The organism is Mesorhizobium sp. M0615 (genome assembly GCF_040320805.1).
Lineage (GTDB): Bacteria > Pseudomonadota > Alphaproteobacteria > Rhizobiales > Rhizobiaceae > Mesorhizobium.
The window spans coordinates 23,181-47,576 of sequence record NZ_JAMYQI010000010.1; the positions used below are offsets into that span (position 1 = coordinate 23,181).

General features: G+C 64.3%; 17 protein-coding genes. 7 read left to right on the top strand and 10 right to left on the bottom strand.

Annotated elements, in window-relative coordinates:
* Positions 1–92 precede the first annotated feature (92 nt).
* Entirely contained in the window at positions 93–4,883 is a 4,791-nt protein-coding gene (locus NKI46_RS18615; protein ID WP_352747312.1) for an NAD-glutamate dehydrogenase, read from the top strand.
* A gap of 262 nt (positions 4,884–5,145) precedes the next feature.
* A complete protein-coding gene (locus NKI46_RS18620) occupies positions 5,146–6,525 on the top strand; it encodes an MFS transporter (protein WP_031198488.1) in 1,380 nt (459 codons plus the stop codon).
* Positions 6,526–6,599: 74 nt separating this feature from the next.
* On the opposite strand, the gene purH is transcribed toward NKI46_RS18620, so the two are convergent.
* The 3 genes from purH to NKI46_RS18635 form a co-directional block, all read right to left on the bottom strand.
* Positions 6,600–8,216: a bifunctional phosphoribosylaminoimidazolecarboxamide formyltransferase/IMP cyclohydrolase gene (gene purH, locus NKI46_RS18625; RefSeq protein ID WP_352747315.1), complete on the bottom strand. Its 1,617-nt coding sequence runs from the start codon at positions 8,214–8,216 to the stop codon at positions 6,600–6,602.
* A gap of 106 nt (positions 8,217–8,322) precedes the next feature.
* The gene (locus NKI46_RS18630; protein WP_352747318.1) at positions 8,323–10,047 is read right to left on the bottom strand and encodes a heparinase II/III family protein; all 1,725 of its coding nucleotides are present in this window, start codon (positions 10,045–10,047) and stop codon (positions 8,323–8,325) included.
* Between the two features lie 217 nt (positions 10,048–10,264).
* Positions 10,265–11,122, bottom strand: a complete 858-nt coding sequence (locus NKI46_RS18635) for a helix-turn-helix transcriptional regulator (protein ID WP_502896820.1) — start codon at positions 11,120–11,122, stop codon at positions 10,265–10,267.
* Between the two features lie 159 nt (positions 11,123–11,281).
* On the opposite strand from NKI46_RS18635, the gene NKI46_RS18640 reads away from it, so the two are divergent.
* Positions 11,282–12,133, top strand: a complete 852-nt coding sequence (locus NKI46_RS18640) for a phytanoyl-CoA dioxygenase family protein (RefSeq protein ID WP_460221630.1) — start codon at positions 11,282–11,284, stop codon at positions 12,131–12,133.
* Positions 12,134–12,391: 258 nt separating this feature from the next.
* Here the strand turns inward: NKI46_RS18640 and NKI46_RS18645 are convergent, their stop codons facing one another.
* Positions 12,392–13,777 (bottom strand): RsmB/NOP family class I SAM-dependent RNA methyltransferase, encoded by a 1,386-nt coding sequence (locus NKI46_RS18645; protein ID WP_352747322.1) that lies wholly within the window; start codon positions 13,775–13,777, stop codon positions 12,392–12,394.
* The gene (gene htpX / locus NKI46_RS18650; protein ID WP_023700198.1) at positions 13,768–14,793 is read right to left on the bottom strand and encodes a zinc metalloprotease HtpX; all 1,026 of its coding nucleotides are present in this window, start codon (positions 14,791–14,793) and stop codon (positions 13,768–13,770) included. The genes NKI46_RS18645 and htpX overlap by 10 nt, the downstream gene beginning before the upstream one ends.
* Positions 14,794–14,898: 105 nt before the next feature.
* On the opposite strand from htpX, the gene NKI46_RS18655 reads away from it, so the two are divergent.
* Positions 14,899–15,105 carry a DUF1674 domain-containing protein gene (locus tag NKI46_RS18655; protein WP_023688862.1) on the top strand — a complete coding sequence of 69 codons (207 nt, stop codon included), beginning with the start codon at positions 14,899–14,901 and terminating at the stop codon, positions 15,103–15,105.
* Between the two features lie 126 nt (positions 15,106–15,231).
* Here NKI46_RS18655 and NKI46_RS18660 read toward each other — a convergent pair whose 3' ends face one another.
* Entirely contained in the window at positions 15,232–15,897 is a 666-nt protein-coding gene (locus tag NKI46_RS18660) for an HAD-IA family hydrolase (protein WP_023698247.1), read from the bottom strand.
* A gap of 181 nt (positions 15,898–16,078) precedes the next feature.
* Here NKI46_RS18660 and NKI46_RS18665 point away from each other — a divergent pair, with 181 nt between their 5' ends.
* Positions 16,079–16,948 (top strand): transglutaminase-like domain-containing protein, encoded by an 870-nt coding sequence (locus tag NKI46_RS18665; protein WP_352459936.1) that lies wholly within the window; start codon positions 16,079–16,081, stop codon positions 16,946–16,948.
* A 387-nt stretch (positions 16,949–17,335) separates the two neighbouring features.
* The gene (locus NKI46_RS18670) at positions 17,336–18,604 is read left to right on the top strand and encodes a class I SAM-dependent methyltransferase (protein ID WP_352747326.1); all 1,269 of its coding nucleotides are present in this window, start codon (positions 17,336–17,338) and stop codon (positions 18,602–18,604) included.
* A gap of 66 nt (positions 18,605–18,670) precedes the next feature.
* On the opposite strand, the gene NKI46_RS18675 is transcribed toward NKI46_RS18670, so the two are convergent.
* Entirely contained in the window at positions 18,671–19,411 is a 741-nt protein-coding gene (locus NKI46_RS18675; RefSeq protein ID WP_352747329.1) for an MOSC domain-containing protein, read from the bottom strand.
* Positions 19,412–19,417: 6 nt separating this feature from the next.
* Entirely contained in the window at positions 19,418–21,373 is a 1,956-nt protein-coding gene (gene acs, locus NKI46_RS18680; RefSeq protein ID WP_352747332.1) for an acetate--CoA ligase, read from the bottom strand.
* 305 nt (positions 21,374–21,678) lie between these two features.
* Between acs and NKI46_RS18685 the strand changes: the two genes are divergently transcribed.
* Positions 21,679–21,951: an usg protein gene (locus NKI46_RS18685; RefSeq protein WP_023668649.1), complete on the top strand. Its 273-nt coding sequence runs from the start codon at positions 21,679–21,681 to the stop codon at positions 21,949–21,951.
* Positions 21,952–22,010: 59 nt separating this feature from the next.
* Here NKI46_RS18685 and NKI46_RS18690 read toward each other — a convergent pair whose 3' ends face one another.
* Positions 22,011–23,045, bottom strand: a complete 1,035-nt coding sequence (locus NKI46_RS18690) for an aldo/keto reductase (protein WP_027050554.1) — start codon at positions 23,043–23,045, stop codon at positions 22,011–22,013.
* Between the two features lie 44 nt (positions 23,046–23,089).
* Positions 23,090–24,271 carry an MFS transporter gene (locus NKI46_RS18695; protein ID WP_352747334.1) on the bottom strand — a complete coding sequence of 394 codons (1,182 nt, stop codon included), beginning with the start codon at positions 24,269–24,271 and terminating at the stop codon, positions 23,090–23,092.
* Positions 24,272–24,396 lie beyond the last annotated feature (125 nt).

Genomic DNA, 24,396 nt, shown 5'->3' on the forward strand with positions numbered 1-24,396 from the left:
TTCCTGTAATTCTTATCGAGCCGTCAAACCTTTGTCGCCAAACAGCGGTCATCTGCTACCATAGTCGTAAAAGCATGTGACGGGAGGACAACATGGCGAGCGTGAAATCCGCAGCTAAGCCGAAGAAAACAGCCACCGCCGGGGTGAAACCCGACGGGAAGCCGGCCAGGCTCGCCGACTATCTGCTGGCCCGCGCGCCGGCCGAAGACATTGCCGCCTATGACGCCGCCGACCTGGAGCGCGCCGCCGACCTGGCAGGACGTGCGGTCGCCGCCCACAAGAAGGGCCAAAGTGTCGTCGCCGTCGATGCCGGGTCGGGCGTCTCCCGCGAGGGCCGCCCGATGACGATCATCACCGTCGTCAACGACAACATGCCGTTCCTGTTCGATTCGATCCTCGGCGAGATCACAGAAACTGCCGGCGAACCGACTTTGGTCACCCATCCGGTCATCGTCGTGCGTCACGGCAAGGCCGGCGTCGACGAGATCCTCGGCGACGGCAGCGCCCTCAAGGACGATGGCAATCACGACCGCCTGAGCGTCGTCCATGTCCATATTCCGCGCCTGACGGCGGAGCAGGCCGACGCGCTGGCCGACCGCCTGCGCAAGATGCTCAACCAGGTGCGCGCCGCCGTCAGCGACTGGAAGCCGATGCTCGCCCGTCTCGACCAGGCGATTTCCGAATTCCGCTATTCCGCCGTGCCGCTCGACAAGAAGAGCGTTGCCGAGGCCATCGCCTTCCTTGAATGGCTGCGCGACGACAATTTCACTTTCCTTGGCATGCGCGAGTTCAAATATTCCGGCGGCGCGGAGAGCGGCAATCTGGAGCGCGCCGACAAACCCGGTCTCGGCATCCTCGCCGACCCGGATGTGCTGGTGCTCCGGCGCGGCACCGAGGCGGTGACGACGACGCCCGAAATCCGCGCCTTCCTGCATGGGCCGGAGCCGCTGATCGTCACCAAGGCCAACGCCAAGTCGCTGGTGCACCGCCGCATTTATCTCGATTATATCGGCGTCAAAACCTACACCGCCAAGGGCACGCTTGCCGGCGAGTTGCGCATGGTTGGCCTGTTCACCTCGACCGCCTACACGCGCTCGGTGATGAAAATCCCGTATCTGAGGTCAAAGGCCGAGACCATCATCGCCAAGTCCGGCTTCGACCGGCACGACCATTCCGGCAAGGCACTGATCAACGTTCTGGAGAGCTATCCGCGCGACGAACTGTTCCAGGTGCCGGTGCCGATCCTGAAGAAGCACGCCGCGGCCATTCTCGGCCTGGTCGAGCGGCCGCGGGTGCGGGCGCTGGTGCGCGCCGACCAGTTCGACCGCTTCGTCTCGATCCTCGTCTTCGTGCCGCGCGACCGCTATGACAGCGTCGTGCGCGAGAAGATCGGCACCTATCTCAAGACCGTCTTCGAAGGCCGTTTGTCGGCTTACTATCCGGCTTTCCCCGAGGGCGGGCTGGCGCGTGTGCATTTCATCATCGGCCGCTCCGGCGGCAAGACGCCGAAGGTCGAGCAGGCGGTGATCGAAGCGGCGATCCGCGACATCGTGCGAACCTGGGACGACGCGCTGGCCGAAGCTGCGGAAGCCGTCGGCGGCGATCCATCGCTGAAGGCGATCGCCGCGCGTCTGCCTGAGAGCTATCGCGATTCCTTCAGCGCGGCCGTCGCGCTGAAGGATGCGGGGCGCATCGCCGGCATCAGCACCGCCAACCCGATCGCCATCGACTATTACCGCCATGCCGAGCAGAAACCGCATCAGGCAGCGCTGAAGATCTACCACCACGGCAGCCCGGTAGCGCTGTCGCGTCGCGTGCCGGTGCTGGAAAACATCGGCTTCCGCGTCATCAGCGAGCGCACCTTCGAAGTTGGCGAGGACGGCGGCGACACCGTCTTCGTCCACGACATGGAACTGGAGAACAGCTACGGCAAGCCGATCGACCTCAGCGATGGCGGCGCGCTGTTCGAGGACGCGTTCCTGTCGGTCTGGCGCGGCGACATCGACAATGACAGCTATAACGGGCTTGCCCAGACCGCCGGCCTGTGGTCGGGCGAAGTCAGCATTCTGCGCGCCTATGGCCGCTACCTGCAGCAAGCCGGTATCCCGCAGAGCCAGGATTTCATCGCGGCCGCGCTCAACCGCTATCCCGACATTGCGCGCGGCCTGCATGCACTGTTCGTCGCTCGTCTCGGCCCGACCGCCGAGACGGAAGGCGTCATCGCCGCCAAGCACCTCAAGGCCAAGATCAAGGACGCGCTGGAGGAAGTCCCTAACATTGATGACGACACCATCATCCGCCGCTATCTCAACCTGATCGAAGCCTCGTTGCGCACCAATCATTTCGTTGCGGGAACGAAGGCGCGGGGCCAGTCACTGGCGATCAAGCTGGACTCGCAAGCGGTCGAAGGATTGCCGGCGCCGCGGCCGTGGCGCGAGATCTTCGTCTACGGTTCCGAGGTCGAAGGCGTGCATCTGCGCTTCGGCCCGGTTGCGCGCGGCGGCCTGCGCTGGTCGGACCGCGCCCAGGATTACCGCACCGAGGTGCTCGGCCTGGTGAAGGCGCAACAGGTCAAGAACGCCGTCATCGTGCCGGTCGGCGCCAAGGGCGGCTTCTATCCGAAGAAGCTGCCGATGAGCGCCGGCCGCGACGCCATCTTCGAGGCCGGCACCTCGGCCTACAAGAATTTCGTTTCCAGCTTGCTGTCGATCACCGACAATATCGGCCTCGATGGCGTCATACCCCCAGCCGGTGTCGTCAGGCGCGATCCTGACGACCCCTACTTTGTCGTCGCCGCCGACAAGGGCACGGCAACCTTCTCCGACACCGCCAATGCCATTTCGGAGAAACACGGTTTCTGGCTCGACGATGCCTTCGCCAGCGGCGGCTCGGCCGGTTACGACCACAAGAAGATGGGCATCACCGCCAAGGGCGCCTGGGAAGCGGTCAAGCGGCATTTCCGCGAGATCAACCGCGATATCCAGACCACCCCCTTCACCGTCGTCGGCGTCGGCGACATGTCGGGCGACGTGTTCGGCAACGGCATGCTCTTGTCGCCGCAGACCAGGCTGATCGCCGCCTTCGACCATCGCGACATCTTCATTGATCCCGATCCAGACAGGGTGGAGTCGATGGCCGAGCGCGAGCGCATGTTCGCGCTGCCGCGTTCGTCCTGGCAGGACTATGACAAGACCAAGCTGTCGGAAGGCGGCGTCATCGTCTCGCGCAGCCAGAAGTCGATCACGCTGCCTGCGGCAGCGGCGGCGGCGATTGGTCTCGCCAAGACCACGGCGACACCGGCCGAGATCATGACCGCCATCCTCAAGGCGAATGTCGATCTGTTGTGGTTCGGCGGCATCGGCACGTATTTACGGGCCTCGGGCGAAACCAATGCCGAAGTCGGCGACCGCGCCAATGACGCCATCCGCATCACCGCGCTCGATGTCCGGGCCAAAGTGATCGGCGAGGGCGCCAATCTCGGCGTCACGCAGCGCGCCCGCATCGAATTCGGCATGAATGGCGGCCGCTGCAACTCCGACGCCATCGACAATTCGGGCGGCGTCAACTGCTCCGACGTCGAGGTCAACATCAAGATCGCGCTGGCGTCCGCCATGCGCAAGGGGTCGCTGACCCGGCCGGCGCGCAACAAGCTGCTGGCCGAGATGACCGACGAGGTCGCCGGCCTCGTGCTGTCCAACAATTACGAACAGACGCTCGCGCTCTCCATCGCCCGCAAGCGCGGCCTTGCCGACATCGCGCACCAGAGCCGGTTCATGGCGGCCCTGGAGGCTCGGGGCCTGCTCGACCGCGCTGTCGAGACGCTGCCGTCGCCGGCCGCCCTTGCCGAGCGCGAGGCGCGTGGCGAGCCCCTGACCCGGGCGGAGCTTGGCGTGCTGCTCGCCTATGCCAAGATCGTGCTGTTTTCCGACATCGTCGCCAGCGACGTGCCTGACGACGCGCATTTCGACCGCGATCTGATGGGCTATTTCCCTGACCGGATGGCGAAGAAATATGCGGCCGAGATCCATGGCCACCGGCTGCGCCGCGAAATCATCGCCCGCGTCGTCGCCAACGATCTCGTCAATCGCGGCGGACCGTCATTCGTCAACCGGCTGCAGGAAGCCACGGGGCGCAGCGCGGCCGACGTGGTGCGCACCTTCGCCGTGGTGCGCGACGGCTTCGCGTTGCCGGCGCTCTATCGGGAGATCGATGCGCTGGACAGCCACATCGACGGCCAGGCGCAGCTCGATCTCTACCAGTCCGTCAGCCGGCTTATCTTCGTGACCAGCGGCTGGTATCTGAAGAACGATGCCGGCACCGCAGCGCTCGGCCAGCGCATTGCCGAACTGCAAGAGGCGCGCATGGCGCTGGAGCCGAAGCTGCTCTCGCTGCTACCGGCCTTCTCGCGCGAGCGGGTCGAGGAGCAGCGGCACAGCCTCTTCAAGGCCGGCGCCCCGGAAAAGCTCGCCGGGCAGCTGGCAATGGCCGATGTGGCGGGACTGATCCCCGACATCGCACTGACGGCGCGGACGGCCAATGCCGACGTCGTCGCCTCGGCCAAGGCGTTCTTCGCCGTCAGCGATGCCTTCCGCATTCCGCGCGTCGAAGAGGCGGTGCGTTCAATCACGCCGTCGGACTATTACGACCAGCTGGCGCTGTCGCGCGCCACCGACACGATCGGCGCGGCGCGGCGCGGCATTGCGGTGGCCGCTCTCGCCGGCCATGCCGGGACGGCGGATCCTGTGGCGGCCTGGCTGGAAGCCGGCGGCGAGCGCGTGGCGCGCATCCGCGAGCGGCTGCAGGCGCTGACCGAAGGCGGGGATATCACCGTGTCCAGGCTGTCGGTGGCTTCGGGGCTGATGAGCGATCTGACGGGGATGTGAGGCTCGGGACTTTACCCTCCCCCTTGTGGGGAGGGTCGCTGCGAAGCAGCGGGGTGGGGGTGCGGCACCGACCCCCACCCCGACCTTCGGTCCGACCTCCCCACAAGGGGGAGGTAGGGGCGCGGCGCCTTTCTTCGCGTCTCTATGCAGGTAGACAGCGGCGACATCCAGGTGAGGGGCAGCGCGAATCTTTGGCGGTTTGCATGAGCATTCGAAACATGCAGACATGGCACCCGACACGGGCGGTGCCGGGGGAATCATCATGGCGGCAGTAGAAACAGCGCAGCGGGCATCCGGGCGTGGCATCTGGGGGTGGATGTTCTTCGACTGGGCGGCGCAGCCGTTCTTCACCGTCGTCACCACCTTCATCTTCGGCCCTTATTTCGTCTCGCGCATGGCCAACGATCCGGTTTCGGGCCAGGCGGCCTGGGGCTACGGCATCGCTGTTGCGGGCCTGGTCATTGCCGTTTTGTCGCCCATCCTCGGCTCGATTGCCGACCAGACCGGGCCGCGCAAGCCGTGGATTGCGTTCTTCGCCTCGATCAAGATCATCAGCCTTTGCCTGCTATGGTTCGCCGCTCCCGGCTCGAACCTTTTCCTGGTGGTGCTGTTCTTTTCTCTCGCTTCGGTCGCGGCGGAATTCTCGACCGTGTTCAACGATTCGATGATGCCGCGCCTGGTGCCGAAGAGCGAGATCGGCCACGTCTCCAACATTGCCTGGGGACTTGGTTATCTCGGCGGCATGATCGCGCTGATCTTTGTTGTCGCCTGTCTTGCAGGTTCGCTGGAGACCGGCAAGACGATCATCGGGATCGACCCGCTCTTTGGGCTCGACCCGAAGCTCGGCGAGGACGCGCGCGCCACCGGGCCGCTGTCGGCCGGCTGGTATTTCCTGTTCATCCTGCCGATGTTCTTCTTCACGCCAGACGCCATCAAAGGCATTCCGATCGGGCCGGCGGTGCGCGAGGGGCTGTCGGAACTGAAGTCGACGCTGACTGAAGTGCGCCGGCGGAAAGGCATCTTCCGCTTCCTTGTCGCCCGCATGATTTATCAGGACGGCGTCAATGCGCTGCTCGCTTTGGGCGGCACCTTTGCGGCAGCGATGTTCCATTGGTCGATCACCGAGATCGGCATGTTCGGCATTATTCTCAACGTCGTCGCCATCGTCGGCTGCCTGGTTGCCGCATGGCTGGACACCGCGCTTGGCTCCAAGACCATCGTGATGATTTCGCTCGTCCTGCTCAGCATCGCCACCATCGGCATCGTTTCGACCGGGCCAGGCTACACGCTGTTCGGCGCCTGGATGATGCCGGGAGCCGATAGTGGCGGCCTGTTCGGCACGGCGGCGGAAAAGGCCTACATTTTCTATGGCCTGTTGATCGGGCTGGCGTTCGGACCGGTGCAGGCGTCGTCACGCTCCTACATGGCGCGCAGCGTGACCGCGGCCGAATCCGGCCGCTATTTCGGCATCTATGCGCTGGCCGGAAGGGCGACGAGTTTCCTGGCGCCGTTCATGGTGGCGTCGATCACGCTCGCCAGCGGCTCGGCGCGGCTCGGCATGGCGGCCATCGTGCTGTTCCTGGGCGTTGGGATCGCGATATTGATCTGGACGCCGTACCCGGCGGATCAGCCGGTGGAATAGCGCCGCACTTTTCCTTCTCCCCTGCGCTTCGCGCCGATCCACCTTCTCCCACAAGGGAGAAGGGAAGGCGGCGCCTAATGCCTAAAATGCCTCACGCCCGTAAACACCATGGCGATGCCATGTTCATCGGCGGCGGCGATGACGTCTTCGTCGCGCATCGAGCCACCGGGCTGGATCACGGCAGTGGCGCCGGCTTCGATGGCTGAGATCAGCCCATCGGCGAAAGGGAAGAAAGCGTCGGAGGCGACCACCGAGCCTTGGGTCAGCGGCTCGGCGAGACCGGCCGCTTCCGCCGCGTCGAGCGCCTTGCGTGCGGCGATGCGCGAGGAATCGACGCGGCTCATCTGGCCGGCGCCGATGCCGACCGTGGCGCCGTCCTTGGCGTAAACGATGGCGTTCGACTTGACGTGCTTGGCGATGCGGAAAGCGAATTTGAGGTCGGCCATCTCGGCCGCCGTCGGTGCGCGCCTGGTCACCACCTTCAGTTCGAGACCGTCGACCACCGCGTTGTCGCGGCCCTGGACGAGCATGCCGCCGGCGACGGATTTCACAGTGATGCCGCCGGCGTGCGGATCGGGGAGACCGCCGGTGACCAGCAGGCGCAAATTCTTTTTGGCGGCGATGATGCGGACAGCGTCCTCCGACGCGTTCGGCGCGATGATCACCTCGGTGAAGGTTTTTACGATCTCCTGCGCCGCTTCCGCATCGAGGATGCGGTTCATGGCAACAATACCGCCAAAGGCCGAAACTGGGTCGCAGGCCAGCGCTCTCGCATAGGCAGCAGCCAGCGAAGCGTCCTCGGCGACGCCGCATGGGTTGGCGTGCTTGATGATGGCAACGGCGGCGCAGCGGTTGGGATCGAACTCGCCGACCAGCTCGAAGGCGGCATCGGTGTCGTTGATGTTGTTGTAGGACAGCTGCTTGCCCTGCAACTGGCGAGCCGTGGCGACCCCCGGCCGCTTGTCGCCATTGACGTAGAAGCCGGCGCTCTGATGCGGGTTCTCGCCATAGCGCATGACGCTTTCCAGCCTGCCGCCGAAGGCGCGCCAGGTCGGGTGCTCGATCTCAAGCGTTTCGGCGAACCAGCCGGAGATCGCCGCATCGTAGCTGGCGGTGCGGGCAAAGGCCTTGGCCGCCAGCTTCTGGCGGAAATCCAGCGACAGCGAGCCGATGTTCATCTCCAGCGCGTTCAGCACCGAGGCGTAGTCGCCGGGATCGGTGACGATGGCGACATAGGCGTGATTCTTGGCCGAAGCGCGGATCATCGCCGGGCCGCCAATGTCGATGTTCTCGACAACAGCGGCATAGTCGGCGCCGGAACGGCGGACCTCCTCGAACGGGTAGAGATTGCAGACGAGCAGATCGATCGGCTCGATGCGGTGATCGTGCATCGCCTTGGCGTGTTCGGGATCGTCGCGCACGCCGAGCAGTGCGCCATGCACCGACGGGTGCAGCGTCTTGACGCGGCCGTCCATGATCTCGGGAAAGCCTGTCAGTTCCGAGACGTCACGCACCGCCAGCCCCGCCTCGGCGATCGCCTTTGCCGTACCTCCGGTCGAGACCAGCTCGACGCCGGCCGCGACCAGCCCTTTGGCGAAGTCGGTCAGGCCGGTCTTGTCGAAGACGGAAAGCAGGGCGCGGCGGACCGGAACGAGGTCGGGTGCCGGAATGTTCTTGGCGGCGACGGCCATGGGCTGGCGGCCTTTCAGGGCTGATTGGAGAGCGTTGCCGGGCCGTAGCACATGAGGTCAGGAAATCAAGCCGGAAGCTCGATCAAGCCGGCGCCGGCAACGACGCTCAGCTGTTCTCGGGATAGCCGGCGATGCCGGTGCGCGTGAGCTGCCAATGCACCTCGGCGATCTCCGAGGCCTTGAAGGCGAGCACGATCTGGCGGCTGCGGCGCGGGCCGCCAAGGCCGGCGAAATAGATCGATTCCTCGACCTCCGGCACCACTTCGGTGCAGGTGAACACCCAGGTGTCGGCCTGGTCGGCGGTCAGCACCAGGCGGTCATGCTCGTCCTGCAAAAGGTTGATATCAGGGTGGATGTGGAAGCGCACCACGACGAAGTCGCGGCCATTGTTGCGGATCGCCGCACCGCCCGGGCGGAGGAAGCGATCCCTGCCGGCGAGCACATTGCCCTCGCTCGACAGTTTCAGCTCGCGCTCATGCAGGAAGCCAAAGCGCTGCATATAGCCGTCATGGCGGGCGATGAAGCCTTGCGTGCCCTTCTGGTCGATGCGCTTGCAAGGCACATGCTGCGGGCCGCCGAGCAAGGGTGAGCCGAGCAGGTCGTTGACGCGCAGCGAATGGGAAAACCGCGCTGACGAGGTGTCGTTGATGGTGGCGGTCGAATGCGCCGCGGTGGCACGGGCCAGCGGCCGGAACTCGGCGGCGCCATAGGTGTCGATGCCGGCATTGACGATATAATGCTGGCGACCGGACGAGAGTTCGAAGGCCAGGCACCCGGCATGCGCGGCGTTGGACACATCGACGGCCGGCGACGGGCCGGTATCGGCAATCACCGTCACGCCGCCCATCGACAGGCGCTCATAGCCGGAATGCGGCGCGTGCAGCAGCGGCGCGCCGGCGGTGTCGTCGTGGCGCAAGATGGTGGCTATACGGTCGTGGATGGTGGCGCCCATGCCGTTGAAGCGGGCGAGGCTGCCGTCCTGATGGCGGAAGAAGCGCAGCGCCGGCAGCATGCGGTCGATGGCGCCCATCAGGGCGGCCGGTGGCGTTTCGGCCTGGTTGGCATAGGTTTGACGCAGCGGCAGGAGATCGGCGAGCAATTCGAGCACCGCCATCGGGTTGCGCGAAATATGGCCGCCATCGGGAAGGATCTGGCGGTCGAGTTCTTCCGCCAGGTTGCGGGTGGCGCCGCGCAGTGCCGAGGCCGGCGCCGGCAGCGACAGCGCGGCGAAGGCAAGCGCGATACGAGCGCGCAGCCTGTCCTTGCCGTCCGGCATCTCGCGCGCCATCGAGCGGAGATAGCGGATCTGCACGGCGAGCGATTTCAGGAAGGCGCGATAGAACGGAAATTCGGCCCCTTGTAGGACAACCGAGGAGTGTTGCAACCAGGCAATGACTCGCTTGGCGGTGGTGCCGGGCTCCCAGGCTATGCCGGAAATCTGGTTGCCATGCATGACGATCCAGTCGGAGACAAGCGCGCGTGCATTGGCGGCGGCCAGCTCGGTGCCGGCGGCGCGCATATGGCGCAGCCAGCGAAAGCCGTGCAGCGTCTTCACCCAGCCGCGATTGGCGACATCGATCTGGAATGGCGATTTGCCGCCGGTCTCGACCAGATGTCCCGACAGCGGATAGCGGCCATAATAAATCTCGAGCGCGATCTGCGGATCGGCGAGCCTGAGGTCGGGCGGTGCAATCAGGACGCGTTCGGGCGTGCGCCCGGAATAGCGCCAGCGATAGACTGGCCCCGCGCGAAGGCGCCGGCGCGTCTTGCGCCAAAACTCCTTAGCGACAAGCGTCCACAGACGTGTCGTGCTGCCGGCAGCCAGTGCCAAAACCCCTCCTCGTCGCCTGGAGATAGAGCATGCTGTCGCCCGAAAACCGCGTCACACTTTTCGGCATCATGTTCCGGTACCCCAGCACAAGCTTATATGATTCAAGAACTTGTGCGAAGTCGAATTCCGCCGACGTGAAGCGCCTCACGCTGCCGGCCACCGACCCGCCCCGAAAAAAGTCAAGCGCTTCGCGGGTTTAAGCCCGGCAATCCGGCACTCAATTGCGGTTGTGGCGAGACCGAAATTCGCTGGGCGAACAGTTTTCCCGGTCGCGAAACAGACGGGAGAAATAGAAGGCGTCGTGGATGCCGACGGCGGCCGCAATGGACTCGATGGGCGAATCGGAGGCGGCCAGCATCTGTTTGGCGCGGTCGAGCCTCGTGCGCAGTTGGAAGGCCTTGGGCGACATGCCGGCTGCCCGCGCAAATCTGCGCCGCAAGGTTGCCGGCGACATCGAGAATTTCGCGGCGAAGGCATCGAGATCCACCGAGTCGCACGCGCAGCGGCGCAATTCGTCGACGATGGGCTGCATGTCGGCGGCATCCTGGAGGCTGGGGTTTCGTTGACGGTTGTTCCAATCCATTGCCTGGCGGGCAGCACGCACGACGATGCGATGCATCGTGGCGGCGGCTTCTGCCTGGCTCAGCATCGTATCGAGCGACAGCTCACCATGCAGCCTGTCGAACAGCCGCTGCATTTTGCCGAGGTCGCGCAAGGGGACGACAGGGGCGTCCTCGGCGATCAGCCGCAGCCGGGTGAAATCGCGTATCAAGGCGCCGTCGAAGAGCGCCCAGCGTTCGAGCCAGCCCGATGCGTCCGGCCCGTAGGAATGCATCCTCCCGGGAAGCAGCCAGAACAGGGCCGGCGCTTGGATCGTCTGCATGCCGGCAGTCCTGGTTTCAAGCCAGCCTTGACCGTTCTCAATCAGCACCACGGCGAATTCCGGCAATTTGCGCGCTTGGATCGCCTGCGTGACGCGATGCCGACCAATCCCTGTAACCGACAGGCCGCCGGCCGCGGCCGGTGCGGATCTGTAGAGTGCGTAAGAGAGATCGTTCATGAGCGAAAAGTCCATGGCTTCGTTACGTCCATGGGCGAGTGTGCAAACAGTATGGCATTTCCAGCTAAGGATGGAAAATCGCAGGTGGCTGAAATGTCAAGCTCAACAGGTGGCATGCAACGACGGAGTCCTGTTGCGTCAATCGATCTGAACGCCAACGGCAAGACATTATCGATGGCGCCGAACCGGTTGGGTCATCTCGTGCCAACCGACGCCGGGATCGGCATCGATGCCATTCGAGGCCTCCTTGCCGAGCAAGGCTATGTCTGGCTGAAAGGTATCCTGCCGCGCCGCGACGTCATAGATTTTCGCGGCTGGGTGTTTTCGTATCTGGCCGACACCGGCTTGCTGCAGCCCGGGTCCGATCCCGCGCTTGGCCTGGCGGCCGGCACGTTCGACCGTCAGCTCGCCGATCGCCGGTTGATGGCGCTGGTTCGCTCCACCGCCTATGAAGGGTTCTGCGCACAGCCCCGGATGGCCCGGCTGATGGATGCGTTCGTCGGCGGGCTGTCCTATTTGCACAAGCGTAAGATCATGCGCTTCACCCAACCGGGCACCACCGTGGCGACGCCGGCGCATTACGATCTCGTCTATCTTCGCGGCGGCACCAGCCGCATCGTCACGGCCTGGATCCCGATCGGCGACGTTCCCGTCGACATGGGCGGCCTGGTCTATCTCGAGGGATCGCACGCCATCGGCCTCGACATGGAGGCCCGGTTCGCCAGGGACAATGCCGGGCTGAGCCCGCAGGAGCGCATCAGCGCCTACAACAGGAACATGAGCGAGGGCGGCTGGGTGTCGAAGGACCTGCCCGACATGGCGGAGCGGTTCGATACACGCTGGCTGATCGCGGACTTCGAGGCCGGCGATGTCGTCCTCCACTCGCCCTACATGATCCACGCCTCGACGACCAACCAGAGTGCGGAGGGGCGTATCCGGCTCTCCACCGATATCCGCTACCAGAATGTCGATGATGAGATCGATGCAAGGTGGGGGAAGCACTGGTCCCTGGACGACATGCTTTAGGGGGCGCAGCCGTTCGGGATTAGTCGAGGCATTCGCACTTCGTCATCCCAGGGCGAAGCAGGAGCGAAGCTCCGTCGCGGAGGCCCTGGGATCCATTCCGTGACCTTGGCCGTGGGTTGCAGCGGAGCAGAATTCTGCGTCGTAGCGGCGCTCATGTGTCGCGGCATGGCATCCTCGGGTCTGCGCTGCGTCGCTACGCTCCTTGCTCCGCCCGTGGATGACGAAGTCACGAAGGGCTGCGGCTCTGCCGACAAAATCCTAGGCGACACGTCGCATGCGGGCGGCGAAGAAGCCGTCCAGGCCGGAAACCCCTGGCGAACCAAGGTCAAGATCGGCGGGTGTGGTGCGCAGCGTGCCTTGCGGGGTCAGGAAGGCGTCGATGCCAGCGATTTCGCCGGGCTGCAGCGGATCGTCGGCGACGGTCTTGTTGCCGGCCAGAAAGGCGCGATACAGGTCCTCGCCTTCGATCGGGTCCAGCGAACAGTTGGAAAAAACAATCCGACCGCCCGGTTTGACCAAAGTGACGGCGCGGGCGAGCAGCTTTGCTTGCAGATCGGCTAGCTTTTCGACGTCGGCTGCCGTCTTGGTCCATGGCACGTCAGGGTGGCGCCGAACCGTGCCTGTGGAAGAGCAGGGCGCGTCGAGCAGGACGGCGTCGAAAAGCTCCGCCGGCTGGTATTTCAGCAGATCGGCCTGCACGATCTCGGCGGACAGCGCGAGCCGTTCGAGGTTCTGCGTCAGCCGCGCCAGCCGGTTCTTCGAGGTGTCCACGGCGGTGACTTTGGCGCCGGCAAGGATCAACTGGGCGGTCTTGCCGCCGGGGGCGGCGCAGAGGTCGGCGACGCGTAATCCTTTGACATCGCCGAACAGCCGCGCCGGAAAACTGGCGGCGGCGTCCTGGACCCACCATGCGCCTTCGCTGAAGCCCGGCAGTTCGGTGACGGAGGCGTTGAGCTTTTCCACTCGCACCGTGCCGGTCGGCAGCACGATGCCGCCGAGCTTTTCGGCCCACAGTTCGGGATCGGCCTTGACCGTGAAATCGACCGGCGCCTCAACGCGATGCGCCGCCAGGATCTGTCTGGTCATCTCGGCGCCATAGGCGGCCTTCAGCCGGTCGGAGAACCATTTTGGCGCCTCGTCGGTGGCGGCAAGAGCTGCCGGCAGTTCGGTCTCCTTGGCCCGCACCAAAGTGCGCAGCACGCCGTTGACGAGGCCGGAAAAGCGCTGCGTGCGTGGGTCCGACTTGGCGTGGGTAACAGCCAAATCGACGGCGGCGCTGTCGGGGATGTCGAGGAACAGGATCTGCGCCGCCGCAACATGCAGGATGTGCGACAGCGCTGTGGCGTTGGGCGGCAGCGGCTTTTCAAGGCGGCGGGCGAGGAGCCCGGCAATGGTCATGCGGTAGCGCAGCGCGGTTACCAGTATGGCGCGCACCAGGCCGCGGTCGCGCAAGTCGAGCACCTTGTATTGCGGATGGCCGTTCTCGTGGTCCGTCAGCCCGTCGAGCGGCGTTTTGGCGTCGATAACGGCGGCCAGCAGCCGCGCCGCGGCCTTGCGCGCGGCGAGGCCGGCGACGAATTCGTCCGAGCTGTTTTCGCGATCGCCTGAATGTGCGGGCCGGGATCTGGCGCCGCTCACGACCACGGACCTTTGGGTCCGGTCGGATTGCGGCCCCACGGATTGGCTTTCGGCTTGGCCGGTTTGGTCGGCTGCGTGGGGCGTGCTGCCTTACCCCACGGACCTTGCTCGGCATCGGCCGGCAATTCTTCGATCGGCTCTGGCGTCGGCGCCTGGCGCGGCGCCGGCTGGCGGCCTGCCATGTCGCGCGCCATCGCCTGCAGCGCGGCGATGCGGTTGTCGGTGTTCGGGTGGGTCGAAAACAGGCTGTCCATTCGCTCGCCGTGAAGAGGATTAATGATGAAGAGATGCGCGGTCGCGGGATTGCGTTCGGCATCCGGGTTGCGGATGCGTTCGGCGCCGCGGGCGATCTTGTCAAGCGCTGATGCCAGCCAAAGCGGATTTCCAACGATTTCGGCGCCGCGCCGGTCGGCCTCGTATTCGCGGGTGCGGCTGACCGCCATCTGCACGATCATGGCGGCGAAGGGCGCGACCAGCATCGCCACCAGCACGCCGACAAAGCCGAACGGGTTGTTGTTGTCGCGGCTGCCGCCGAAGAAGAAGGCGAAATTGCCGAGCATCGAGATGGCGCCGGCGAGTGTCGCGACAATGGTCATGGTCAGCGTGTCTCGATGCTGGATGTGGGCCAGCTCATGCGCCATGACTGCCGCCACCTCCTCATGCGACAGGCGCTCCAGCAGCCCGGTCGAGGCCGCGACCGCGGCGTTCTCGGGATTGCGGCCGGTGGCGAAGGCGTTCGGCTGCGGATTGTCGATCAGATAGGTCTTGGGCATCGGCAGGCCGGCCTGCTTGGCCAACGCCTCGACGATGGCGTGGAATTCGGGCGCGTTCTTCGCGTTGACCTCGACGGCGCGGTTCATCGACAGCACCATCTTGTCGGCATTCCAGTAGCTGAACAGATTGGTGCCCGCGGCGACCAGGAAGGCGATCATCATGCCGCCGGTGCCGCCGATCAGAAAGCCGACGCCCATGAACAGCGCCGTCATCGCGGCCAGAAGCATGGTGGTGCGTAGCGTGCTCATCATCTGCTCCCTGTGCGGCCGTGGCAAAAAAAGGTCGATCGGGGCGAACTCATGGCTATATGATGGGAAACGCCGCCCTTCGTTTCAATCCGCCCGGACTATCGCATGACCGACCAACCCAGCAAAGCCGATGCCGACCGGGAGAAGGACCTGACGCCGGCGGCCAGCCGGGCGCTGGCTGAAGCCGAGGCGCGCCGTGAAGCGTATCGCCAGAAGGAAGCTGCGCTGCCGAAAGAAATCGGCGGCCGCGGCGGCAAGGAACCCGGCCGCTACGGCGACTGGGAAGTGAAGGGACTGGCTAGCGATTTCTAGGGGTTCAGGAACGGAAGAACTGGGGAACTGGTGAACTGAAGCGTTGAAGAAAAAGGCGCATAGCAGTCCTCCAGTCCTCCAGTCCTCCAGTCCTCCAGTCCTCCAGTCCTCCAGTCCTCCAGTTCCTCAGGCCGCGCTGCGCCGTGCCCCCAGCGTCATCCAGCCGCTGTCATCGATGGCGATGGAGACGGTTTCGTAGCCGCCAATCGAGTTGTGCTGAGTCGTCATTGGATGCTGGTGAGTGGCGCTGATCACCATCACCGACGCGCCCGCTGCTTCCGCCGCCGCGATACCGGCCGGTGCGTCCTCGAAGACCAGACAGTCGCCGATATCGACGCCGAGCCGTTTTGCCGCCAGCAGGAAACAGTCGGGCGCCGGCTTGCCGTGCGACACATCCTCGGCCGCGACCACCAAGGCGGGAACCGGGATGCCGGCGGCCCGCATGCGCAGCAGCGCCAACGGGCGCGGCGCCGAGGTGACGATCGCCCAGCGCTCTGGCGGCAAAGCGTTGAGGAACGGCACGGCGCCGGCGATCGGCAGCACGCCTTCGACATCGTCCGACTCGGCCTGCAACAGCACAAACGCCTCATGAACAGGGTCGAGGCCGGGAAGCGCCAGCCTGGTGATGGTCTCGACCGCCCGCACGCCATGGATCGTCGGCAGGAAGGCTTCGACGTCGAGACCGTGCTTAAGCGCCCACGCCGCCCAGACGCGCTCGGCCGAGGCGATCGAATTGAGCACCGTGCCATCCATATCGAACAGGAACGCGGCGAATTTTCTGCCTGCAAACATCAGGTTTTCCAAGGGGGTTAGGGATCGTTTCGGGAGGGTCGAAACATGTCGTGCGACCGTAACGTCGCCACGCCTGCCTGGGAAGCCGCGGGAGAGCCTTTTCGATAGTTCCAGGGAACCATGGTCCCGCCTCTGGCGTTTTGAGCATACTGTTTTCCACGGGATCGAAGGGGCAATCATTGTGCTGATCCGGCTCGGCTACGAAATCGCCATTGAATGCGTCGGCGCCACGCCGGTCATCTCGCTGCTTGATATCCACAGGGATCGTCAGGCCGACATCAAACGGCAGACGCGCGTGCTGACGTCGCCTTCAGTGCCGAGTAAGGTCTATCACGATCTGTTCGGCAATACCTGCCGCCGCTTCACCGCACCCGCCGGCAGTTTCCGCATTCTCTATGACGCAGCCGTCGAGGACAGCGGGGAGCCTGACGCGGTCAACACGCTGGCCAGGGAAGTGCCGGTGGCGGAACTGCCGGACGACGTGCTCGGCTACCTCCTCGGCAGCCGCTATTGCGAGACCGATCATCTGAGCAGTCTGGCCTGGCAGCTTTTCGGCCATGTTCCCTCCGGCTGGGCGCGGGTGCAGGCGATCGTCGACTATGTCCACAACCGGCTGTCCTTCGGCTATGGCTATGCGCGGTCGACGCGCACCGCAGCCCAAGCGCATGAGGAGCAGGTTGGTGTATGCCGCGACTTCGCCCATCTGGCGATCACGCTCTGCCGCTGCATGAACATCCCGGCCCGCTATGTGAACGGTTATCTCGGCGACATCGGCGTACCGGCCGACCCGGCGCCGATGGATTTTTCGGCCTGGATGGAAGTGTTCCTCGACGGCAAATGGTACACGTTCGACCCGCGTCATAATCGTCCGAGGATAGGCCGCGTCGTCATCGCGCGCGGTCGTGATGCCACGGATGTCCCGCTGCTGCACAGCTTCGGCCCGCACCAACTTTCGCTGTTCAAGGTCTGGACCTACGAGCAGGAAGGCAATCTGTTCAACCCGCCCTATCACGGCGTCGACAAGACGGTGAGCGCGCGGACGCTGGCGTGACCGGATTCTGATCCGCTTCGACACACAATCCGGAAATGGAAAAGGCCGCCGCTTCTTGACGAAGCCGGCGGCCTTCCGTGTTTCCGTCCGTGGCGCGGCCAATGGCGGCGACCGAGGTCACCCGCCGCGCTTATCGCGCCTTAACGGGAAGACTGCTTCCCGAAAGTGCAATCCGCTGAGGCCACGTTCTGGAAAACGAAATCACTCGACATCGGATCACCTCCTTTCGATTTGTTGAACACGTACAGATGATGGGGTGCGTTGCAGCAAAAAACAAGATGCCGATTTGAAATAGCTGGCGAGCCGCCTTTTGCGCCGGGTTGCGAAGAGCCGCGCGGGCGGGCAAAATCCATGCAAGGTGGATTGTCAGGACTCGGGAGGATGGCCATGGAGGCAGCCGAGAAGGCCGCGCGCATCGTGCGAACGGTGATCGAAACGCTGAAGCCGGGTTTTGCGGTTAAGCTGTGGACCGGCGAGCGGATCGGTCCCGCCACCGGGCCCGTGCTCACCATCAACGACCAGGACATCGTCTGGCAGGTGGTGAAGCGGCCATCACTGTCGACGCTGATCGAGATGTGGATTTCCAAGACGATAGACATCGAAGACGGGACGATTTTCGATTTTTATGCACTGCCGTCGCAAGGCAAGCTCAGGACCAAGCTCAAGTCGCTGCCGAAGCTGGCGATCCTGCGCGACCTGCCGGCGGTGCTCCTGTCACGCAAGCAGATGAGTGCACGCACCGATCTGTCGGGTCGCAACCCCTATGTCAGCGGGTCGAGCCAGGAGGCGATCCAGCATCACTACGACATTTCGAATGCCTTTTACCGGCTCTTCCTCGACGAGCGCATGGTCTACAGCTGCGGCTACTTTAAGGATTTCGCCGATGGCATCGACCAGGCGCAGGCCGACAAGCTCGACCATATCTGCCGCAAGCTCAGGCTGAAATCGGGCGAAAAGCTGCTCGACATCGGCTGCGGCTGGGGCGCCATGCTGATCCATGCGGCCAAAAATTACGGCGTCGTCGGCCATGGCGTGTCGCTGTCGCAGGCGCAGACCGATCTCGCCCGCGAGCGCATCCGCGCCGAAGGGCTGCAGGACCGCATCACCATCGAGATCAAATCCTATGCGGAACTCAAAGGCTCCTTCGACAAGATATCGTCGATCGGCATGTTCGAGCATCTCGGCCTCGCCAACCACGCCACCTATTTCAAGACCATCCATCGCTTGCTGAAGCCCGGCGGCATCTATCTGCACCACGCCATCACCAGGCGAAGCAAGGGCGACTTGAAGAAAACCTTGCGCAAGGGGCCGGAGTTCAAGGCGCTGCTCAAATACATTTTCCCAGGCGGCGAACTCGACACGATCGGCATGACGCTGGGCAATCTGGAGGCGCATGGCTTCCTGGTCTACGACGTCGAGAATCTGCGCGAGCACTATGCGCGCACCTGCCGGCTGTGGGCCGAGCGGCTACAGGCTCGCTTCGACGAGGCGGTCGCCGAAGTCGGCGAGGCCAAGGCACGGCTGTGGCTGCTTTATCTCACCGGCTGCTCGATCACCTTCGAGCGCGCCTCGGCGCAGATTTTTCAGACCGTCGTCACCAAACGCGCACGCGGCCCGAGCGGGCTGCCGCCGACACGGGCGGATCTGTATCGGTAGAGATAGGATTCGGGGCCGAACCCCACGCTTTCCAAGGTCTGCGATTCGCTGCCTCGCGGTAGAGGCCTACACGAACCGCATCGGCGCGCCGATCTCGACGCGGGCAGGCCTGTCCACAGTGCAATAGACGCCGAGATTATGGGCGTTGTGGCGGACCAGATTGCGCAGGATGCCGGGATCGTGGTCGAAGCCGTCCTGGCTGATGATGGTGAAGCCGCAGCGGCGGCACGGCTCCGAGACGGTCACCAGCAGGTCGCCGATGGCAAGCTTGCGGCCAATCCATTCGGTCTCGGGAAACGAGCTTTCGACCGCCGCCATGTCGATAACGATGTTGGGGCGGAAGCGGCGCGGATCGGGAATGCCTTCGGGGTGCAGCGCCTTGAGCCGGGCCAGCGATGCGGTGGTCAAGAGATGGATCGGCGCTTTGCGGTAGCGCGCCGCGGTCAGCGGGCCGGTGTAGCCGGGAGCGTTGTCCTGGCTGAACGGCCGGATCGAGGCGGCGAAGCCGAGATAGGTCGAGACGGCGCTGTCGCATTCAGCGCCCGGCGCTACCAGCCAGTCGCCGTCGGGAACGGCGATCTCCAGCTTGCGGTCCTTGCTCAGCCGGGTGCGGATGCGCGGCACCTTGTGCCACTTGGCGTCGCGGTCGGGCCGCGCGATCTCATTGTCCGAGACATCGACAAGGCCGAACAGCCGGTCGCCGTCGATGGTTTCAAGGCCGACCGAAATGGCGTCCTGGCGTTCGCCGGCAAGCGAACTTGCAGGGTAACGCCAGAGCTCCGTGACTGCGCCCAGTGCAGCAATCAAATCCCCTCAGCCCTTCTTGTTCTGGCGGTTGGCGATCAGATCATCGACCACGGCCGGATCGGCCAGTGTCGAGGTATCGCCGAGCGCGGAAAAATCGTCCTCGGCGATCTTGCGCAGGATACGGCGCATGATCTTGCCGGAGCGGGTTTTCGGCAGTCCGGGCGCGAACTGCAGCTTGTCGGGCGAGGCGATGGCGCCGATCTCCTTGCGGACATGGGCCACGAGCTCCTTGCGCAGTTCCTCGCTCGGCTCCACGCCTTTCATCAAGGTAACGTAGCTGTAGATGCCCTGGCCCTTGATGTCGTGGGGATAGCCGACGACAGCTGCTTCCGACACTTTCTCGTGGCTGACGAGCGCCGATTCGACCTCGGCCGTTCCCATGCGGTGGCCGGAAACGTTGATGACGTCGTCGACGCGGCCGGTGATCCAGTAATAGCCGTCGGCGTCGCGGCGACAGCCGTCTCCGGTGAAGTATTTGCCCTTGTAGGTGGAGAAATAGGTCTGCACGAAGCGGTCGTGATCGCCATAGACCGTGCGCATCTGGCCGGGCCAGGAATCGGCGATGCAGAGATTGCCGTCGGCCGCCCCTTCCAGCACCTTGCCTTCGCCGTCGACCAGTTGCGGTTTGATGCCGAAGAAGGGCCGCGTCGCCGAACCGGCCTTGAGGTCGGTGGCGCCGGGCAGCGGCGTGATCAGGATGCCGCCGGTCTCGGTCTGCCACCAGGTGTCGACGATCGGCACCTTGCCGTTGCCGACGACGTTGAAATACCACTCCCATGCTTCCGGATTGATCGGTTCGCCGACCGAGCCCAGCACGCGCAGCGACTTGCGCGAGGTCTTCTTCACCGGTTCGTCGCCGGCGCCCATCAGCGCGCGCAGTGCCGTCGGCGCAGTGTAGAAGATGTTGACCTTGTGCTTGTCGATGACTTCCCAGAAGCGCGACTGCGAGGGGTAGTTAGGCACGCCCTCGAACATCAGCGTGGTGGCGCCGTTGGCGAGCGGGCCATAGACGATATAGCTGTGGCCGGTGACCCAACCGACATCGGCGGTGCACCAGTAGATATCACCATCATGGTAGTCGAAGACATATTGGTGGGTCATCGAGACATAGACGAGATAGCCGGCGGTGGTGTGCAGCACGCCCTTCGGCTTGCCGGTCGAGCCTGAGGTATAGAGGATGAACAGCGGATCCTCGGCCTTCATCTTCTCCGGCTTGCAGTCGCCTTTCACCGTGGCGATCTCGTCATGGTACCAGATGTCGCGTCCCTGGACCCAGCCGGTCTTGCCGCCGGTGCGGCGAACGACGACCACTTTTTCGACCTTGGTGCCGGCCTTGGCGGCGATTTCGATCGCTCTGTCGGTGTTTTCCTTCAGCGGGATCGGCTTGCCGCCGCGCAAGCCCTCGTCGGCCGTGATGACGAAGGTCGACTTGCAGTCATCGATGCGGCCGGCCAAGGCGTCCGGTGAAAAGCCGCCGAAGACGATCGAGTGAATGGCGCCGATGCGGGTGCAAGCCAGCATCGCGTAGGCGGCTTCCGGGATCATCGGCATGTAGATGGTGACGCGGTCGCCCTTCCTGACGCCGTGCTTCTTCATCACATTGGCGAGCCGGCAGACATGCTCGTAGAGCTCGTTATAGGTGATCTTCTTGTCGTCGTAGGGATTGTCGCCTTCCCAGATGATGGCTGTCTGGTTGCCGCGCTTCTTCAAATGGCGGTCGATGCAGTTGTAGGAGACGTTGGTTTCGCCGTCCTCGAACCATTTGATCGAGACCTTGCCCTCGAAGGAGGTGTTCTTGACCTTGCTGAACGGCTTGAACCAGTCGATGCGCTTGCCGTGCTTGCCCCAGAACTTGTCCGGATTCTTCACGCTGTCAGCATACCATTTGAGGTAGGTGTCATTGTCGATCAGCGCATTCTTCTTCCACGCCGGCTGGACGCGGTGGATCTTCACCTCGGACATGTCTTCACTTTCCTCCCAAACCACCCCGCCGGCTTGACCACAGCCAGGATCACGGCGACGCAGCCGCGAATTCGGCGGCATTATTAACAGTTCCGCGCTGACGGCAACATTAGACGTTGGATTCGCGTGGCGGGATGCCGCAGCTCCCGTCTCGGTTGTATCAGCACTCGGCAGCGGTCGCTGCTAACTGCATGTTTTCGTGCATAAAACCCGACTGGGATCAGGAAAATCATAGACAGTTAAGGAACGGCGCGCACAATTCGGTGTTGGGAGGAATGGAGAATCAACTAGGCCAAGGGGCTGTCATGCGCGATCATTCCGAAATGGACCTGATGCTCAAGGGGTATGGCCTGACCACGGCCAAGATTCTATACCATTTTCCCGACCACCCGCATCTGCTGCAGAGCTTCATCTGGCAGGATTACGATCTGGCGCCGAAGTTTCCGGTGCTGATCAAGTTCATCGAGTTTTGGAAGGCCAGGCTCGACGGGCCGCTGCATTCGATCAGCTACACGCACCAGAAGCTGATCGCGCCGAACGAATGGCGGAAGGTGGATGGGGAGTTCGTGCTGCACTGAGCGGCAGTATAGCTGATCTCCCCCGCGAGGGGGGAGATTGGCAGCTTCAACGTCGGCGATCACACCGCAGGCGGGTTCAGCCGGGCGAAACCTTCCTGGCGGTGATAGGGGAAGTACGGGTAGGGCGCGGTCACTTCGCTTGCCTTGTCGAGCTTTTTGACCTGCTCCGGCGTCAACGCCCAGCCGACGGCGCCGAGGTTCTGGCGCAGCTGTTCCTCGTTGCGGGCGCCGATGATGACCGAGGACACGGTCGGGCGCCGCAACAGCCAGTTGATGGCGATCTGCGGCACGGTCTTGCCGGTCTCTTCAGCCATCGCATCAAGCGCATCCATGACCCGGTAGAGATGTTCGTCCGCGACCGGCGGGCCGAAATCGGCGGTGTCGTGCAGCCGGCTCTTTTCCGGCAGGGGCTGGCCGCGGCGGATCTTGCCGGTCAGGCGGCCCCAGCCGAGCGGGCTCCACACCAGCGCGCCGATGCCCTGGTCGATACCGAGCGGCATCAGCTCCCATTCATAGTCGCGGCCGACCAGCGAATAGTAGACCTGGTGTGCGGCATAGCGCGGGTAGCCATGCTTGTCGGCCTCGGCCAGCGATTTCATCACCTGCCAGCCGGAGAAGTTGGAGACGCCGACATAGCGCAGCTTGCCGGCGCGCACGAGGTCGTCCAGCGTCGACAACACCTCCTCGATCGGCGTGCCGGCATCGAAGGCGTGCAGCTGCAACAGGTCGATGTAATCGGTGCCCATGCGCTTCAGGGACGCGTCCACGGCCTTGATCAGCCGCGAGCGCGACGAGCCGTAATCGGCCCGGCCGTCCCCCATCGGCAGCGAGGTCTTGGTCGAGATCAGCACCGCGTCGCGGCGGCCTTTGATGGCTTCGCCAAGCACTTCCTCGGAGGCGCCGTTTGAATAGACATCGGCGGTGTCGAACAGATTGACGCCGGCCTCGAGGCAGATGTCGATGAGCCGCCGCGCTTCCTTGGCGTCGTTGTTGCCCCACGCCCCGAACAGCGGCCCGGAGCCGCCGAAAGTGCCGGCGCCGAAAGACAGTGCGGGCACTTTCAGGCCCGATGCGCCGAGACGTCGATAATCCATTTTATGCTCCTTGATGATGTCGAAGAAGGATTTGCGCGTGATGCTCATGACGGGGCGCAGACCGGCGCCCCGATTGTGGGGGCGCGATCGAGGCGCAGCGCCAGGGCAGCGACGCCAAGAGCCGCGACCGGCAGCAAAGCGGCGATCCAGGTTAGTGAGCCGAGGCCGAGGCCATGGGCAATCACCGCGCCGCCAAGCCAAGCGCCGGCGGCATTGCCGAGGTTGAAGGCGGCGATGTTGAAGGACGAGGCGAGGCTCTGGCCCGCGCCTTGCGCCTTTTCCAGCACCCACATCTGCAGCGGCGCCACGGTGGCGAAGGCGGCGGCACCAAGCAGGCCGACATAGATGACGGCCAGGATTTGGCTGTGGACGGCGAAGGTCATTGTGGCCAGCACCAACGCCAGCACCATGAGGCTGCCGAGCACCGCCGGCACCAACCAGCGGTCGGCGACCTTGCCGCCAAGCAGATTGCCGGCGATAAGACCGCCGCCGAAGACGAGCAGGATCGGCGACACCGCGGCCTCCCTGAAGCCGCTGATCTCGGTGAGCAGCGGGGCGATGTAGGTGAAGACGGCGAAGACGCCGGCATAGCCGAGCACGGTGGTGGCGAGGCCGAGCAGCACCGGCGTGCGGCGCAGCACGGCGAGGTCGGCGCGCAGATTGGTCTTCTCGGGCGCTTCCTTGCTGCGCGGCACCAGAAGCAGGATGACGGCAAAGGCTGCCAAGCCGACCAGGGTTACCGCCCAGAAGGTGGCGCGCCAGCCGAAGGCCTGGCCTAGCCAGGTGCCGAAGGGCACGCCGAGGATGTTGGCGATAGTCAGTCCGGTGAACATCAGCGCGATCGCCGAGGCTTTCTTGTTGGGCGCGACCAGGCCGGTGGCGACCACCGAGCCGACGCCAAAGAAAGTGCCATGGGCAAAGGCGGTGATGATGCGGGCGCCCATCAGCGTCCAGTAGTCGGGGGCGATCGCACAGGCGAGGTTGCCGAGCGTGAAGATCGCCATAAGGGCCAGAAGGACGGTCTTGCGGGGCCAGTTGCCGGTGGCGATGGTCAAAAGCGGCGCGCCGATGACGACGCCCAACGCGTAGCCCGAAATCAACTGGCCGGCGGCCGAGATCGAGACTCCGAGATCTTTGCTGACATCGATCAGCAGCCCCATGATGACGAATTCGGTGACGCCGATGCCGAAGGCGCCGGCAGCGAGGGCGTAGAGAGCAAGAGGCATGGCGGTTTCCAGTTCGAACTCGAATGAGCGCGCTGTCCAGACCCGCGCCCCGACCGCAGAGATCGTGTTGCCATGCCTTGTGAACCAGACTTGCCTTGGGCATATTTCCTGTGAAATAGATTCAC